General features: G+C 71.3%; 13 protein-coding genes and 1 pseudogene. 4 read left to right on the forward strand and 10 right to left on the reverse strand.

All coding sequences use genetic code 11. The features are described from left to right. Window positions 1–20: 20 nt before the first annotated feature. Entirely contained in the window at window positions 21–1,001 is a 981-nt protein-coding gene (locus OIE75_RS20130; RefSeq protein WP_329471666.1) for an ATP-binding protein, read from the reverse strand. Window positions 1,002–1,112: 111 nt separating this feature from the next. On the opposite strand from OIE75_RS20130, the gene OIE75_RS20135 reads away from it, so the two are divergent. After that, window positions 1,113–1,937 carry an oxidoreductase gene (locus tag OIE75_RS20135; RefSeq protein WP_329471667.1) on the forward strand — a complete coding sequence of 275 codons (825 nt, stop codon included), beginning with the start codon at window positions 1,113–1,115 and terminating at the stop codon, window positions 1,935–1,937. A gap of 345 nt (window positions 1,938–2,282) precedes the next feature. Here OIE75_RS20135 and OIE75_RS20140 read toward each other — a convergent pair whose 3' ends face one another. Continuing rightward, window positions 2,283–3,128 (reverse strand): HAD family hydrolase, encoded by an 846-nt coding sequence (locus tag OIE75_RS20140; RefSeq protein ID WP_329471668.1) that lies wholly within the window; start codon window positions 3,126–3,128, stop codon window positions 2,283–2,285. A gap of 585 nt (window positions 3,129–3,713) precedes the next feature. Between OIE75_RS20140 and ssd the strand changes: the two genes are divergently transcribed. Beyond that, window positions 3,714–4,862: a septum site-determining protein Ssd gene (gene ssd / locus OIE75_RS20145; RefSeq protein WP_307014027.1), complete on the forward strand. Its 1,149-nt coding sequence runs from the start codon at window positions 3,714–3,716 to the stop codon at window positions 4,860–4,862. 212 nt (window positions 4,863–5,074) lie between these two features. After that, window positions 5,075–5,641, forward strand: a pseudogene (locus tag OIE75_RS20150) (ATPase, T2SS/T4P/T4SS family); the annotation flags it as partial. Between the two features lie 626 nt (window positions 5,642–6,267). Here the strand turns inward: OIE75_RS20150 and OIE75_RS20155 are convergent. Continuing rightward, complete coding sequence (locus tag OIE75_RS20155; protein ID WP_329471669.1) at window positions 6,268–6,459, reverse strand: hypothetical protein; 192 nt, start codon at window positions 6,457–6,459, stop codon at window positions 6,268–6,270. A 156-nt stretch (window positions 6,460–6,615) separates the two neighbouring features. Between OIE75_RS20155 and OIE75_RS20160 the strand changes: the two genes are divergently transcribed. Beyond that, entirely contained in the window at window positions 6,616–6,870 is a 255-nt protein-coding gene (locus OIE75_RS20160; protein WP_329471670.1) for a GntR family transcriptional regulator, read from the forward strand. A 73-nt stretch (window positions 6,871–6,943) separates the two neighbouring features. On the opposite strand, the gene OIE75_RS20165 is transcribed toward OIE75_RS20160, so the two are convergent. The 7 genes from OIE75_RS20165 to OIE75_RS20195 all read right to left on the reverse strand — a co-directional run bounded on the left by OIE75_RS20165 (window position 6,944) and on the right by OIE75_RS20195 (window position 12,967). After that, the gene (locus tag OIE75_RS20165) at window positions 6,944–7,216 is read right to left on the reverse strand and encodes a hypothetical protein (RefSeq protein ID WP_329471671.1); all 273 of its coding nucleotides are present in this window, start codon (window positions 7,214–7,216) and stop codon (window positions 6,944–6,946) included. After that, the gene (locus OIE75_RS20170) at window positions 7,216–7,644 is read right to left on the reverse strand and encodes a hypothetical protein (RefSeq protein ID WP_329471672.1); all 429 of its coding nucleotides are present in this window, start codon (window positions 7,642–7,644) and stop codon (window positions 7,216–7,218) included. The genes OIE75_RS20165 and OIE75_RS20170 overlap by 1 nt, the downstream gene beginning before the upstream one ends. After that, window positions 7,644–7,901 (reverse strand): hypothetical protein, encoded by a 258-nt coding sequence (locus OIE75_RS20175; protein ID WP_329471673.1) that lies wholly within the window; start codon window positions 7,899–7,901, stop codon window positions 7,644–7,646. The genes OIE75_RS20170 and OIE75_RS20175 overlap by 1 nt, the downstream gene beginning before the upstream one ends. 15 nt (window positions 7,902–7,916) lie before the next feature. Then, window positions 7,917–8,828 (reverse strand): N-acetylmuramoyl-L-alanine amidase, encoded by a 912-nt coding sequence (locus OIE75_RS20180; RefSeq protein ID WP_329471674.1) that lies wholly within the window; start codon window positions 8,826–8,828, stop codon window positions 7,917–7,919. A 66-nt stretch (window positions 8,829–8,894) separates the two neighbouring features. Continuing rightward, window positions 8,895–9,146: a hypothetical protein gene (locus OIE75_RS20185; RefSeq protein WP_329471675.1), complete on the reverse strand. Its 252-nt coding sequence runs from the start codon at window positions 9,144–9,146 to the stop codon at window positions 8,895–8,897. 11 nt (window positions 9,147–9,157) lie between these two features. Next, on the reverse strand, window positions 9,158–9,673 hold the full coding sequence (locus tag OIE75_RS20190) for a hypothetical protein (protein WP_329471676.1): 516 nt from the start codon (window positions 9,671–9,673) through the stop codon (window positions 9,158–9,160). A 9-nt stretch (window positions 9,674–9,682) separates the two neighbouring features. Then, window positions 9,683–12,967 carry a carbohydrate binding domain-containing protein gene (locus tag OIE75_RS20195; RefSeq protein ID WP_329471677.1) on the reverse strand — a complete coding sequence of 1,095 codons (3,285 nt, stop codon included), beginning with the start codon at window positions 12,965–12,967 and terminating at the stop codon, window positions 9,683–9,685.

Below are 12,967 nucleotides of genomic sequence, written 5' to 3' on the forward strand. Positions count from 1 at the left end.
CGACGGCCCCCGCGCGGGGGTCACGCGGGGGCGGCGACCTCCTCGCCGAGCACGAAGCCGGGGTCGACCTGCGCCGCCAGGTCGGTCCCGGTGCGCTCGTTGCCCCAGCTCTGGGCGTTCTTCAGGTGGAAGTGGACCATCTGGCGCGTGTAGCGCTCCCAGTCCCGCGACTCGTACGTCTCGTCCACGGCCGTGCGCAAGGCGCGCAGCGCACGGTCGTTGACGTCCTCCAGGAGGTCGAACCGGGGCGGGCGGCCCTTCTCCATGGCGCGCACCCAGTCCGAGTGCCCGACGGTCACCAGCAGGTCGTCGCCGACCTGTTCGCGCAGGAAGTCGAGGTCGTCCGGCCCCTGCACCTTGTTGCCGACGACCTTCAGGGTGACGCCGAAGTCGCGGGCGTACTCCTTGTACTGGCGGTAGACGGAGACGCCCTTCCGGGTCGGCTCGGCGACGAGGAACGTGATGTCGAAGCGGGTGAACATGCCGGAGGCGAACGAGTCGGAGCCGGCGGTCATGTCGACCACGACGTACTCGTCGCGGCCGTCGACCAGGTGGTTCAGGCACAGCTCCACCGCTCCCGTCTTGGAGTGGTAGCAGGCGACTCCCAGGTCGGCGTCGGTGAAGGGGCCCGTGACCATCAGGCGGACGGCCCCGCCGTCGAGCTCCACCGGCCGGGCGCAGGCGTCGTACACCGGGTTGTCCTCGCGTACCCGCAGCAGGCGCGAGCCCTCGCCGGGCGGCGTCGTCTTGATCATCTTCTCGGCGGAGGGGATGCGCGGATTGGTGCCGCGCAGATGGTCCTTGATCAGCGGCAGGTGCGCGCCCATCGCGGGCAGCCCGGCCGACTCCGCCTCGTCGAGGCCCAGCGCGGCCCCGAGGTGCTGGTTGATGTCGGCGTCGATCGCGACGACGGGTGCGCCGTCGGCGGCGAGATGGCGGACGAACAGAGAGGACAGGGTGGTCTTGCCGCTGCCGCCCTTCCCAACGAAAGCAATTTTCATGTTCACCAAGAGTAGTGGCTTGATAGCTGTACGTGGCACACGGGGCCGGTAATACGTGAAGAAGACCACTCATTCGTGGGGCGCGGCGCCTGGATGCGTAGGGTCGTACTCATGAGTACGACAGGCGCGACCGCCGATCCGCTCGCGGCCCTGGGCGCACTGCCCGGCGTGGCCGAGTCCGTGGAGTCCGTACGCAAGGCCGTGGACCGCGTCTACGGCCACCGGATCATGCGGCGCCGCAGCAACGAGATCACCTCCGAGGCGGCCCTGCGCGGCGCCCGGGGCTCGGCCGCGCTGTCCGGGGCGGACTGGGCCCTGGAGGAGGTCCGCAGGCGGACCGACTTCAGCGGTGACGCCGAGGCGCGCGCGGTGGGCGCGGCCCTGCGGCTGACCGCCGAGGCGGGGCAGCTGCTCTCCATTTGGCGTCAGTCGCCGCTGCGGGTGCTGGCCCGGCTGCATCTGGTCGCGGCCGCCGACAAGGTGGACCAGGTGGGACGGCCCCGCCAGGAGGGCGAGCCGGTGGACGAACCGCTCGTCGAACTGCCGCTGCCCGGCGCCGGGGAGGCGCACGGCCGGCTGGACGGGCTCGCCGCGCTGGTCACGGCGGGCGGCTCCGCGCCGGCGCTGGTGACGGCCGCCGTCGTGCACGGCGAACTCCTGGCCCTGCGGCCCTTCACCTCCCACAACGGGCTGGTCGCGCGCGCGGCCGAGCGCATCGTCCTGGTCGGCAGCGGCCTCGACCCCAAGTCGGTCTGCCCGGCCGAGGTCGGCTACGCCGAACTGGGGCGCGCGCCCTACCTGGCGGCGCTCGACGGCTACGTCTCAGGGACTCCCGAGGGCATGGCCGCCTGGATCGCCCACTGCGGCAGGGCGGTGACGCTGGGCGCGCGCGAGTCGACGGCGGTGTGCGAGGCGCTCCAGCGCGGGGCGGCGTAGGCGCCGGGCAGAGAAATGCGGCGGTACGAGGGCTCGTACCGCCGCTGGCATGTCCACCGGGGTACCAAGCGTCCTCGATGTGTTGCCCATCAGGCCGGGTACTTTGCCCGTCACCTGGTGCGGCTGGCCCGTAATCGACGGGTCGACGTCGCGTGGGTGCCCAGTGGCCATGCTCGGTCCGTGGGGCCAAATGCGTTCTCTAAGGTGATCCTTTCGGATGTCCTTGGTCTCGCGGGCCGTTGATTCCTTTGTACTCCTGCCCCCGAGCAAGCGGAAGTGGTCACCGCACTTCTTTACTTTGGCGCTCATACGCGGGGGAAAGGGCCCTGCCGGCCCGGCGTGCCGTCAGGCTGCCGCGGACCTCCGCCGGCTCGCGTACCAGACGAGGCCCGCGGTGGCGGCCGCCGCACCGACCGCGGCGGCGGCCACCAGGGCCGGGCGGGGCGGCACGGAGAACCCCCGGATCCGCTGCTTGAGCCGCACCGGCCGGTTGAAGTCGAGAATCGGCCACCCGCGCGCGAGAGCCTCGCGGCGCAGCGCCCGGTCCGGGTTCACCGCGTGGGGGTGGCCGACGGCCTCCAGCATCGGCAGGTCGGTCGCCGAGTCGCTGTAGGCGTGGCAGCGGGACAGGTCGTAGCCCTCCGACAAGGCCAGCTCCCGGATCGCCGCCGCCTTCGTGGGCCCGTACGCGTAGTACTCCACCTCGCCGGTGAAGCAGCCGTCGTCGCCCACGATCATGCGGGTCGCCACCACCCGGTCCGCGCCCAGCAGTTCACCGATCGGTTCGACGACCTCGGCGCCCGACGTGGAGACGATCACGACGTCGCGGCCGGCGGTGTGGTGCTCCTCGATCAGGGAGGCGGCCTCGTCGTAGATGATCGGGTCGATCAGGTCGTGCAGAGTCTCGGCGACCAGCTCCTTGACCAACTGGACGTTCCAGCCCCGGCACAGTGCGGACAGGTACTCCCGCATCCGCTCCATCTGGTCGTGGTCGGCCCCTCCGGCGAGGAAGACGAACTGGGCATATGCGGTACGCAGCACAGCCCTGCGGTTGATCAGTCCGCCTTGGTAGAACGACTTGCTGAACGTCAGCGTGCTCGACTTCGCAATGACCGTCTTGTCCAGGTCAAAGAAGGCCGCTGTGCGGGGCATGGAGTGGCGCAAGGAGTGGTTTTCCACGACCTTGAGCATAGGTGCAGCCCATTCGGCGTAAGGTGGGGCGTGTGGGTTTGCCTGAGAAGGCTCTCGGGTACACCATGGAAGTCACGGATCGTTCGCGACCGTGCTAACCCGGTCCGACTCCTCCCCCCCCGAGTCGGCCGTGGAGACGACCCCCGCTCTCCCCCCCGGCGGGGGTCGTCGCATGTCCGGGTGGGTTTTCAGGCTCTCGTCCTGTTCCGGTCTCCGTGTCGAGGCGACGCACGGAGACTCTTCTGTCATGTCCATGATCGGCTACTCAGTGTAGTTGACGGGCTGCTCTGTGGAAGGCGCGCACGAGGTGCGGAGGCGGTGCGGACGGAGTGTGGGCGGGAGTGCGGGAGGCCCGGCAGGGCTCACCGGTTTGAGTGACGGCGATATTCACAACCGTCAACCTGTCCACAGTTTTGGACCAAGATCCACACTATTTCCGCGTTCGCCGCACCGTGATTCCCATGCGTCCGGGCCGCGCCGACTTCCACGGCCGGATCTCTTTGCCGGACGCGCCATGTCGGCCGTTCATGCGGGGACCGCTTTCCGGTTCTTCACACGGCCGCGAATCGAAGGGGGAAGCGAACCATGGCCGGAAACATCACGCACGATCCGCCGCCCACCGCGGGAGGGCGGCGCGGCGGGCCGCTGATTGTCACCGAGGACACCGAACTCCTCGACGATCTGCTGCGCCTGTGCGCCGCGGCCGACGCCACACCGGAGGTGCACCACTCGCTGCCGGCGGTGTCGGGGGCGCCCGGGGGGACCGGGGGCGGTAGGTCCGGACACCTCGGGGGCTGGGAGGCCGCGCCACTCGTGATCGTCGGAGACGACGCCGCGCGGCGCGTGCGCGGAGCAGTGCGGAGGCGGGGCGTGGTCCTCGTCGGCCGCGACCAGGACGACTCGGGGGTCTGGCAGCGGGCCGTCGAGATCGGCGCCGACCACGTGCTGATGCTGCCCGACGGCGAGCAGTGGCTGGTCGACCGCATCGCCGACGTCACCGAGGGCGTCGGCAGGCCGGCCCTCACCGTCGGCGTCATCGGCGGCCGGGGCGGCGCGGGCGCGTCGACGCTGGCCTGCGCGCTCGCCGTCACCTCCGCACGGGAGGGGATGCGCAGCCTGCTGGTGGACGCCGATCCGCTGGGCGGCGGTCTGGACGTCCTCCTCGGCGGTGAGACCGCCGACGGGCTGAGGTGGCCCGCGTTCGCCGCCTCGCGCGGACGCGTCGGGGGCGGCGCCCTGGAGGAGTCGCTGCCGGAGCTGCATGGGCTGCGGGTGCTCAGCTGGGACCGGGGCGACTGCGTCGCGGTACCGGCACAGGCCGTCCGCGCGGTGCTCGCCGCGGCCCGGCGCAGGAGCGGCACGGTCGTCGTCGACCTGCCGCGCCGGATCGACGACGGCGTCGCGGAGGTCCTCGCCCAGCTCGACGTCGGGCTCCTCGTCGTCCCCGCGGAGCTGCGGGCCGTCGCGGCGGCCGGCCGGGTGGCCACCGCGGTCGGCATGGTCCTGCGTGACCTCCGCGTCGCGGTACGCGGGCCGTACGCCTCCGGACTCGACGACCGCGAGGTGGCCCGGCTGCTCGGACTGCCCCTGGCCGGCGAGGTGCCGGTCGAGTCGGGACTGCTGCGTGCCACGGAGAGCCGACGCCCACCGGGCACGTCCGCCCGCGGGTCCCTGGCGCGCTTCTGCCGGGAGTTCTGGGACCGGGCGCTGGTGGAGACGGGGGGTGTGGTGTGAGCGCGGTGGGTTCGGTTCTCGCGGGGGAGCTGGGCGGGGGAGGGGGCGCGGTGGACGGGGGGTCCGGAGGGCGCGGTCCCGGGACGCCGAGGGGGCGGACTCCCGGAGTCGTCCCCGGCTGGGCCTCCCGGACGCCCTCGGGTGGGGCCGGTCCGGTCCGGTCGGCCGGTTCGGTCGCGGGTGGGTCTCAGGGATCGGCTCCCGCTCCCGGGATGCTCGACGGGGTGCGGAGGTGGCTGGCCGAGAGCGGGGCGGAGCCGACACCCGCGCGCGTGGCGCAGGCTCTGCGCGAACAGGGGCGGGTGCTCGGAGACGCCGAGATCCTCGGCACCGCGGCCCGGCTCAGGTCGGAACTGGTCGGCAGCGGGCCACTGGAACCGCTGCTCGCCGACCCGTCGGTGACCGACGTGCTGGTCTCCGCGCCGGACCGGGTCTGGGTCGACCGGGGCGGCGGTCTGGAACTCACGCCGGTCTCCTTCCCGGACGCCGGGGCGGTACGGCGGCTCGCCCAGCGCCTCGCCACCGTCGCCGGACGACGGCTCGACGACGCCCGGCCGTGGGTGGACGCCCGGCTGCCCGACGGCACCCGGCTGCACGCGGTGCTGCCACCGGTCGCCGTCGGCTGCACCTGCCTGTCGCTGCGGGTGGTGCGCCCACGCGCGTTCACGCTCGACGAGCTGGCGGCGGCGGGCACCGTGCCGCCGGGCGGGGACCGTGTGCTGCGCGCCCTGTTGCGGGCCCGGCTGTCGTTCCTCGTCAGCGGAGGCACGGGCAGCGGCAACCCCAAGGCTGTACTGTGACGCCTCTAAAAGGATCTCGCTTCAAGGGGTCCTCACCAATGAGGATCCATGCCCCTGACCTGCGGTTATGCGGCCCAAATCTACAGCCTGTGGACGAGCCTTCGAATCCAAGGTGAGCACGAAAAACGGCCCCGGACAGCGGTTGAGGTCGCTGTCCGGGGCCATCGCGGCCCGCCTCCGACGGGGTACGGAGGCGGGCCGCGGGGGTCCGCTACCGGCTCGGCCGGCGTCCTGTGAGCCGGGAGTGGACCGTCTGTGGGCCGCCGCCGTAGGGCGTCCAGTGCCCGCCCTTGCCGTCATCGTCCGCATGGCCGGGCGGACGGCAGCAGTGCAGTTGCCTCTTGCCGAAAGTCACCCAGCAGTAGCCCATCTCGTGGCCCGGTTTCATCGGCGGCATCCCTCCGTGGTCGGCGTGGGGTCGGTGGCGGCGCAGCCTCGGCCGGGCATGCACTGGTAGACGTCGACGTCCATGCGGACGGCGCCAATGCGCCCGTGAGCGCGACCGGCGGGGGCGCCACCTGCAGCAAGGGATTCGCCGCAGTGCACGCAGGCCCACCCGGAGTAGACGGGGCGGGGCAGTAGGGCCGCGTCGGGCAGGGCCGGGCTCACTGGTCCTCGTAAGGGGTGAGCTTGAAGATGTGGACGCACTGCGGGCAGGCGTAATGCACCTTGCCTCCGCTGCCTGCCTCGGTGAGCTGGATGCGCCGGACGCCTTCTGAGAAGCGGTCGTGCCATGAGCAGTAGCCGTAATCCGCGGGGGTGTCCGTGGGGGCTTCCTTCTGCGTACTCTCGTCCATGTCGACTCCACCAAGTCGGCCGTACCCCCGGGCCCTGCCAGGCCGCGGGGGTTCTTCATGGCCTTGGACTGTACGCCAACTTAGTACGTCTTGGTACGTCCTCTGACGAGGTAGGCAGGTCTATGTCATGACGAGATGTGCTCTTACGGTCGCGGCATGATCGAGCTGGACCGGGACGCGATGACGCCGCTGTACGTGCAGCTGGCCAACGTGCTGCGCGACCGCATCCGCGGCGGGGAGATCCCCGTCGGTCGGCGCCTTCCCTCCCAGTCCGAGCTGGAAGTCGAGACGGGCGGCGTCGTATCACGTCGAACGATCAAGACGGCGCTCGAGGTTCTCGCCGAAGAAGGCCTGGTGCAGGGCGTGCAGGGCAAGGGCGTGTACGTGATCGCACTCCCTGGCGAGTCGTAGGGGTACGCACTGGTGCGTACCCCTGGACGCACGAAAGCGGCCCCGCCCTCCCAGTGGGAGAGCGGGGCCGCGGTCACTGTCGCCAGGGTGTGAGGTCGAGTTCCTGCGGGGGCTCGGGAGCGGGGCCCGCCGGGGTGTCCGGGCCGACTAGCTTTGCCCAGCGCCACAGGTCGACGACGTAGGAGGTGAGCAGCTTCCGCTGCGTGCGCTCCGCGTCGAGATCCTGCCGTAGCTGGTCGGTGATCTCCTTGAAGTCCGAGCGCCGGTTCGTCGCTCGGCTCTGGGTCCACGACAGCAGACCCACCACCAGGGCGACGGCGCCGCCGACCAGTGCCCCCACGTCCATCAGCGAACCTTCTTTCTCAGGTGCGGCGGGGGCGGGTCGTCCATCCCGGACACCAGCACCACACCGATCGTGAACGCCCCCCACCCGCACGCGCTGCCGATGGCCTCGCTGTACGGGCCTGCGGCCGCCGCCGAGAACGCGCCCGCCCACAGGCCGGCCGGGACAGCGAGCGCGCTGTAGCCGAGGGCCTGAACACGGGGACAGTTCACGAGGACGCCCGCGAGCGCGGCGGCCAGGCCGCAGGCCACCCACATCCAGCCGAGCGCGTCCATGGGCACGTAGCGGGTGACGTCGGCGAGGCCGCGGCTGGTGCCGTACCGGGGCCGGTTGATGATGCCGAGCCCTCCGTAGAGGGCCCAGCCGGTGCCGACGGTGACGAGGAAGGCGCGGCGGCGGGAGAACGCCTGCCGCGCCACCGCGCCGCGCATCAGACGCCCTTGGCGAGGCTCGCCGAGTTGGTGACGTCCCGGACTCTGGCGAGCAGCCCCTTGGCTAGGGCGAGGACGGCGCCGACGCCGCCGGCCAGGGCGGCGTACCACATGCTGCCGTCCAGGGGTGTGGTCACGGCGACGCCGCCGATGAACGCCTGGAGGAACGTGGTGATGACGCGCTCCAGCAGGTCGCGGGCGTAGGTGCTGGCCGTCTTCACGACCGTGTCGGTGCTGGGCAAGTTGATCTCGGACATGTGGGCCCTTCCTGATCAGGAGGTGACGTTGAAGCCGTGGCGGTCGCCAAGGCGGTCAAGGGAGGTGCGGCCGGGGATGCCGTCGGCGTCCTTGCCGCTGTAGCCGAGGCGGCGCTGCCACGCGGCGTAGGCCGTGATCGTGGTCGTGCCGTAGTGGCCATCGCTGTACGTCTTGGCGAGCAGGCCCTCGTCGACGAGGGCGGCCTCGACAGTCCGCACGCCGGCGTAGGTGACCGGCTGGCCGGACGATTTCGGGTTGGAGCGGGCGGCGGCGACCAGCCTGGAAAGGTCGACGACAGGCTTCTGCGGGGCGGGCAGGCTCGTGGTCGGCGGCTTGACGCCGAGGCGCTTGGCGACGCGGGCGAGGACGTCGTCCCAGTCGAGGCCGCGCGGGTCGACCTTTCCGGGCTGCCAGTCCAGGTGCCGCAGCAGGCTGCGGGCGCCCCAGCCGTGCGCGCGGCAGATCGCGGTGCCGACGCGGACGATGGCCTCGACCTGTGCGTCCGGCCACGGGTCGCGGCCGTCGCCGAGGTTCTCGCACTCGAAGCCGTAGAAGTGCCGGTTCCCGTCGGTGTTCGCCTCGTCGTCGGCGGGCGGCTTGGCCTCGGCGATGACCGCGCGCAGCACGTCATCGTCCCCGAGCCCGGCATGGTTCGCGCGGCCGTAGCCGACCAGGTGCACACGGCCGTCCTTGGTGATCACGCCGTGGCAAAGCGGGCCGGGCAGACCCGAGTAGCCCTTGCGGCAGATGTCCACCGTCCTGGCGCTGCCCTTGGTGACGGTGTGGTGGATCATCACACCGTTGACGGGACCCCACGGGCCCTTGGAGTTGCGGTTGTGGTCGCGCCAGTCGCCGACCTCGACGACGACCAGGCCCTCGTTCTCCAGCGCGGAGAGGAACGATCCTGCGGACAGGGGTGTGGCCACGAGGCCTCCAGACATGCGAAAGCCCCGGGCCAGCGTGGCGCGGGGCGGATGGGCGAAGGGCCAGCGCTAGACGATCTGCCTGACGCCGATGAGGACTGTCGGATTGGACCGGGCCGTGATGCCGGGGAACGACTCCTCCAGGGAGTCCTGGATGGCGGCGACGCCCGCGGCGACGGCGGCCGCGGCCTCGGCCGGGTGCTCGCCGACCTCGGCAGTGATGGCCACATTGATGTTCAGCCTCGGTGAGCGCTCCTCGTCGAAGACGTACACGTTGCCGGTGGCCTGGTTGGGCAGGTAGCCGTCGTTGATCTCTGCCATGCGGAGCTCCCTTACGGAGGGCCGGAGTAGGTGATGGTGATGTACGGGCGGAACGAGCCGGTGGCCGTGTCCAGTGCGGCCGGAGAGGAGCTGTTGTGCGCGGCGATGAGCTGGACGTAGTCGCCCACGGCCATCAGTCGGGGCACGGAGCGGGCGTCCACGGTCAAGGTGGTGGCGGTGGGCACCGTGACCATCGGCCGGGAGCGGCCCATGGAAATCAGGCCGCCGTTGACGTACCAGCAGCACTCGCGGACCGTGCCGCTGGTCGAGCTGTTGAAACCCACTGCGCCCTGGAACGTCCACCATCCCGCCCTCGGGCAGGTCCAGCGGGTGGGCTGGCCGGCGCTCCAGCCGCCGAGAAGGTCGAGGGTGACCTCGTCCCACTGCAAGGCGTTGGAGACGCTGTCGGCGCCCGAGGAGATCGACTGGTTGGTGCCCCGGTTGGCGAGGAACACCAGGCGGCCGATCAGGTCGGTGTCGTACAGGCGGTCCGCGGTCGTTCGCATCCCCGCCAGCCAGTTCGTCATCGTCGCCTCCTACAGAGCCGCGTAGTTGGGTTGGGCCAGGCGGACGTCGGCGCCCGCGGCGTGGCTCTTGCTGATGCCGTTGACGGAGCGGACGACCGTGAACGTCTGCGGGCCGGTGCCGGCGGTCGCCGAGGTGATGCGGACCGCCCACGCGTACAGCAGGTCCGTGGCAGCGGGCGTGTTGCCGTGCCGCAGCCGTGCCTTGGCCTGGCTGGCGGAGGCGGGTGCGGTGAACGTCTCCTGGAGGAACGTCCACTGCCCCGCCGGGACCGCGAGGGCTCCGGCGGCGCTGGTGGACAGGAACCCGCCGCCGCTGTCGTACCAGTAGATGGACGGGCGGACGTCGCTCCACCCGTTCCGGGAGTACACCCAGGCGGAGATGATGTAGCTGGCGCCGGGGGTGACGGTCCCCACGCCGGACAGGTCGCCGAGCAGGCCCGCGAACGCGGCGCCCCCGGCGGGCGTGAGGAGCAGTGAGCCGCGGGCGTGCGGGTCGGGGTGCACGACGGCCGTTGACGAGCTGGCGGCGCCGCTCTCGGCACTCCAGCCGGTCGCATTGGTGTCCGTGAACGGGTTCGCCGCACGGTTGACCAGGGCGCCCGGGGCGGTGACGGTGAGGACCTCACCTCCCACCCGCAGATCGAACGGCATGTCGAACGGGTCGCTGGTCCATGCCCGCTCACCCGTGTTCGTGAGCTGCACGCTGGTCGCGGTGGCGTTGATGCCCGCGGTCAGCTGGCTGCCGCCGGTGTCGGCGTGGCCGCGCCGGTAGTCGCTGGCGTTGCCGGTCGTCCACGGCTCGCCCGGCGCGCAGTTGAAAGTGATCGTCCAGCCGTCGGGGCCGGCGGTCTCCTCGTAGCCCTGCACGAGGACGTCCACGGCATCCGGCCCGTGATCGGCGGGCAGGTTCGTCAGCCGGATCTTGTCCCCGACGTCGATACGGAGGATCGCGTCGATCATCGCGAACACCCGGTCGTTCGCCAGGTTCAGCGTCAGACGGGTGTAGCGGACGCCGGCATAGGTGCCCAGGTGCAGCCGCATCCGCGCGACCTGGTCGGCCTGGTCGTCGTTGTACAGGCTGTAGGTGTACTCGTGGTCGTAGCGGCCGACCCCGTTGGGCGGGTCCAGGACGGACAGCTCACCCGTCTCCAGGACCTGCCGGCCGGGCACGCTGCCGTACTGCCGCTTCACGCTGACGTCGTTCTCGGTCAGCTTGTCGTCGTCGACCGGCTTGAACGGGGCCCCGATCAGGCCCGCCGCGTAGTCCAGGGTGAGGGCCGGAGTCTGGTTCCACAGCGTGGACTGCCCGCGGTGGATGACCTCGGCCCGGTCGCGGGCCTCCAGGAGGTACCCGAAGTTCGTGCGGGACGCCTCCTCGAGCAGGTCGACCAGCTGGGCCCGGTCCTGGATCCCCATGCGCTGCTGGTAGACGGCTTCACCGGCGACCGTGGCGACGTACCCGGACTCCGAGGCAAGCCGCTCGATGCGGACACCGGCGCGCTCGCCCTGATAGCCCATGTAGGCGTCCCACATGCGGGCCGCGGACGGGCCGCTGGAGTTCCAGTAGGTGAGGTACCCGAACGACCGGTCCGTGGCCGTGGCGCCGGAGACCGTGGCGAACCCCCACCCCAGCAGGATCCGCCCCACCGGTTTCATCCGGATGCCCGTGAGGCTCCCGGCCTGCTTGAACTGGCCGTCGATGTACAGCGTCCAAAACGAGGTGGCGCCGGGCTCGACGGTGAGGCGCATGTGGTGCGGCCGCTCGTCGTAGATCCCCACCCCGGTGACGTTGGCGAGGAACGAGGAGCTGGACGAGTCGGAGCCGTAGCTGTTGCGGATCAGGGTGAGCTGGTCGAGGTTGCCGCTGAACACGATCTGGATGTTGACCTGGTTGTCGGCGTCCGTGCCCGCGCCGGTGTCCGTGATGACGAACTGGCCGGAGGCGGGGGCGCCGCCGCCGGACAGGAACAGGTCCACGCTCCAGCTGGCGCCGACGCTGGACACCCGGCGCACGGACGCCTGGAGGCCGCCGATGGTCTCGGCCTTCGCGGCGATGACCGGCTCCACCCAGTCGGCCAGCCGGCCGCCGCCCCACTCGGGGGCCACGGTGCCCGCCTGGTAGGGCTGCACCATGTCGCGGCCGCCGACCATGGACTTCGCGGCCTTGGAGTCCGGGCCGTCCGTGAGCGGCCAGCACTCCAGCGGGGACAGGGTCTTGATGAACCGGCGCAGTGCGGAGTCCTGCGGCTTGGTGCCGGCGCCCATCCGGCGCAGGATCCCCGACGGGGCGATGGACACGTAGTTGTCCTGGCCGGACAGGTCCCGTGTCGGGGGCCAGGCGGGGACCTCGCCGGACATGCGGATGTGCCGGTTGGTCAGGGTCGTGCCGCCGCCAAGGTTCCAGTCGAGGCCGGAGGAGTCGGTGAACGCCCCACCGCCCGGCTGCGCGGACACCGCGGTGCTCATGTTGACCTTGACGGTTCCGGTGTCGAGGAGCTTGAGGGCGTAAGCCTTGCCCCGCATCATGCTCAGCGCGCCGCCGGCCGGGTCCGTGTTGAAGTTGAAGCCGCCGCCGAACTCCATGTAGGCGGTGCCAGGGTGGACCTGCGTGGTGCTGGCGCCGATGATCGGGGCGCCGAGCAGGTTCCAATCCTCGTCGTCGACGGTGCGGCCGGTGTAGAAACGCAGCTCGTAGCGGCCCGATCCGTTGTTGCGGACCAGGGTGACGCGCAGCGCCAGGCGCTGCCCGTTGTGCGCCTCGACCTGCTCGGTCGCGGCCTGCGAGATGCGGCTGGCGAACGTGCCGTCCGGCGACCACAGGAACGTGGGGAAGCCGTCGAGGATCTCCAGGGCCCAGCACCGGTTGTCGCCGTTGGAGGTGACGTAGCGCAGGGCCAGCATCTGCGACTGGGACCAGTTCTCCAGGGCCAGGTCCAGGCGCAGGTCGAAGTCCCCGGTGACGTCCAGCTGGCTGTGCTCGTTGACGAACAGGGCCGACCAGGAGACGTTGCCGGGCAGCACCGCCCACGGGCCGCCGACCGTGTACCCCCAGCGGAAGGGCGTGTTGCGGCCGATCTTCCCGTACAGCGGGCTGACGGGGTTGCGGGGGGCGTACAGGTTGTCGCGGCTGTCGAGGTCGCAGGTGCAGGCGGTGGGCTGCGACGAGGACGACTCGGAGGACTGGCCCCGGGTCACGGACACCGGGGACGTGGTCACGCGCACGTCCTCGGTGACGTCACTCCAGGCTCCGCTGTGGAACAGCTCAGCCCACACGGGCGGTGGCAGCTGCGGCAT

The sequence above is a fragment of the Streptomyces sp. NBC_01723 genome (genome assembly GCF_036246005.1).
Lineage (GTDB): Bacteria > Actinomycetota > Actinomycetes > Streptomycetales > Streptomycetaceae > Streptomyces.

Excerpts from the sequence above, each read along its gene's own strand:
- OIE75_RS20165 (WP_329471671.1), bottom strand. The coding sequence starts at position 7,216 with ATGGACGTGGGGGCACTGGTCGGCGGCGCCGTCGCCCTGGTGGTGGGT.
- OIE75_RS20140 (WP_329471668.1), bottom strand. The coding sequence starts at position 3,128 with ATGCTCAAGGTCGTGGAAAACCACTCCTTGCGCCACTCCATGCCCCGC.
- OIE75_RS20160 (WP_329471670.1), top strand. The coding sequence starts at position 6,616 with ATGATCGAGCTGGACCGGGACGCGATGACGCCGCTGTACGTGCAGCTG.
- OIE75_RS20170 (WP_329471672.1), bottom strand. The coding sequence starts at position 7,644 with ATGCGCGGCGCGGTGGCGCGGCAGGCGTTCTCCCGCCGCCGCGCCTTC.
- ssd (WP_307014027.1), top strand. The coding sequence starts at position 3,714 with ATGGCCGGAAACATCACGCACGATCCGCCGCCCACCGCGGGAGGGCGG.
- OIE75_RS20155 (WP_329471669.1), bottom strand. The coding sequence starts at position 6,459 with ATGGACGAGAGTACGCAGAAGGAAGCCCCCACGGACACCCCCGCGGAT.
- OIE75_RS20195 (WP_329471677.1), bottom strand. The coding sequence starts at position 12,967 with ATGCCGCAGCTGCCACCGCCCGTGTGGGCTGAGCTGTTCCACAGCGGA.
- OIE75_RS20135 (WP_329471667.1), top strand. The coding sequence starts at position 1,113 with ATGAGTACGACAGGCGCGACCGCCGATCCGCTCGCGGCCCTGGGCGCA.
- OIE75_RS20190 (WP_329471676.1), bottom strand. The coding sequence starts at position 9,673 with ATGACGAACTGGCTGGCGGGGATGCGAACGACCGCGGACCGCCTGTAC.
- OIE75_RS20175 (WP_329471673.1), bottom strand. The coding sequence starts at position 7,901 with ATGTCCGAGATCAACTTGCCCAGCACCGACACGGTCGTGAAGACGGCC.
- OIE75_RS20185 (WP_329471675.1), bottom strand. The coding sequence starts at position 9,146 with ATGGCAGAGATCAACGACGGCTACCTGCCCAACCAGGCCACCGGCAAC.
- OIE75_RS20130 (WP_329471666.1), bottom strand. The coding sequence starts at position 1,001 with ATGAAAATTGCTTTCGTTGGGAAGGGCGGCAGCGGCAAGACCACCCTG.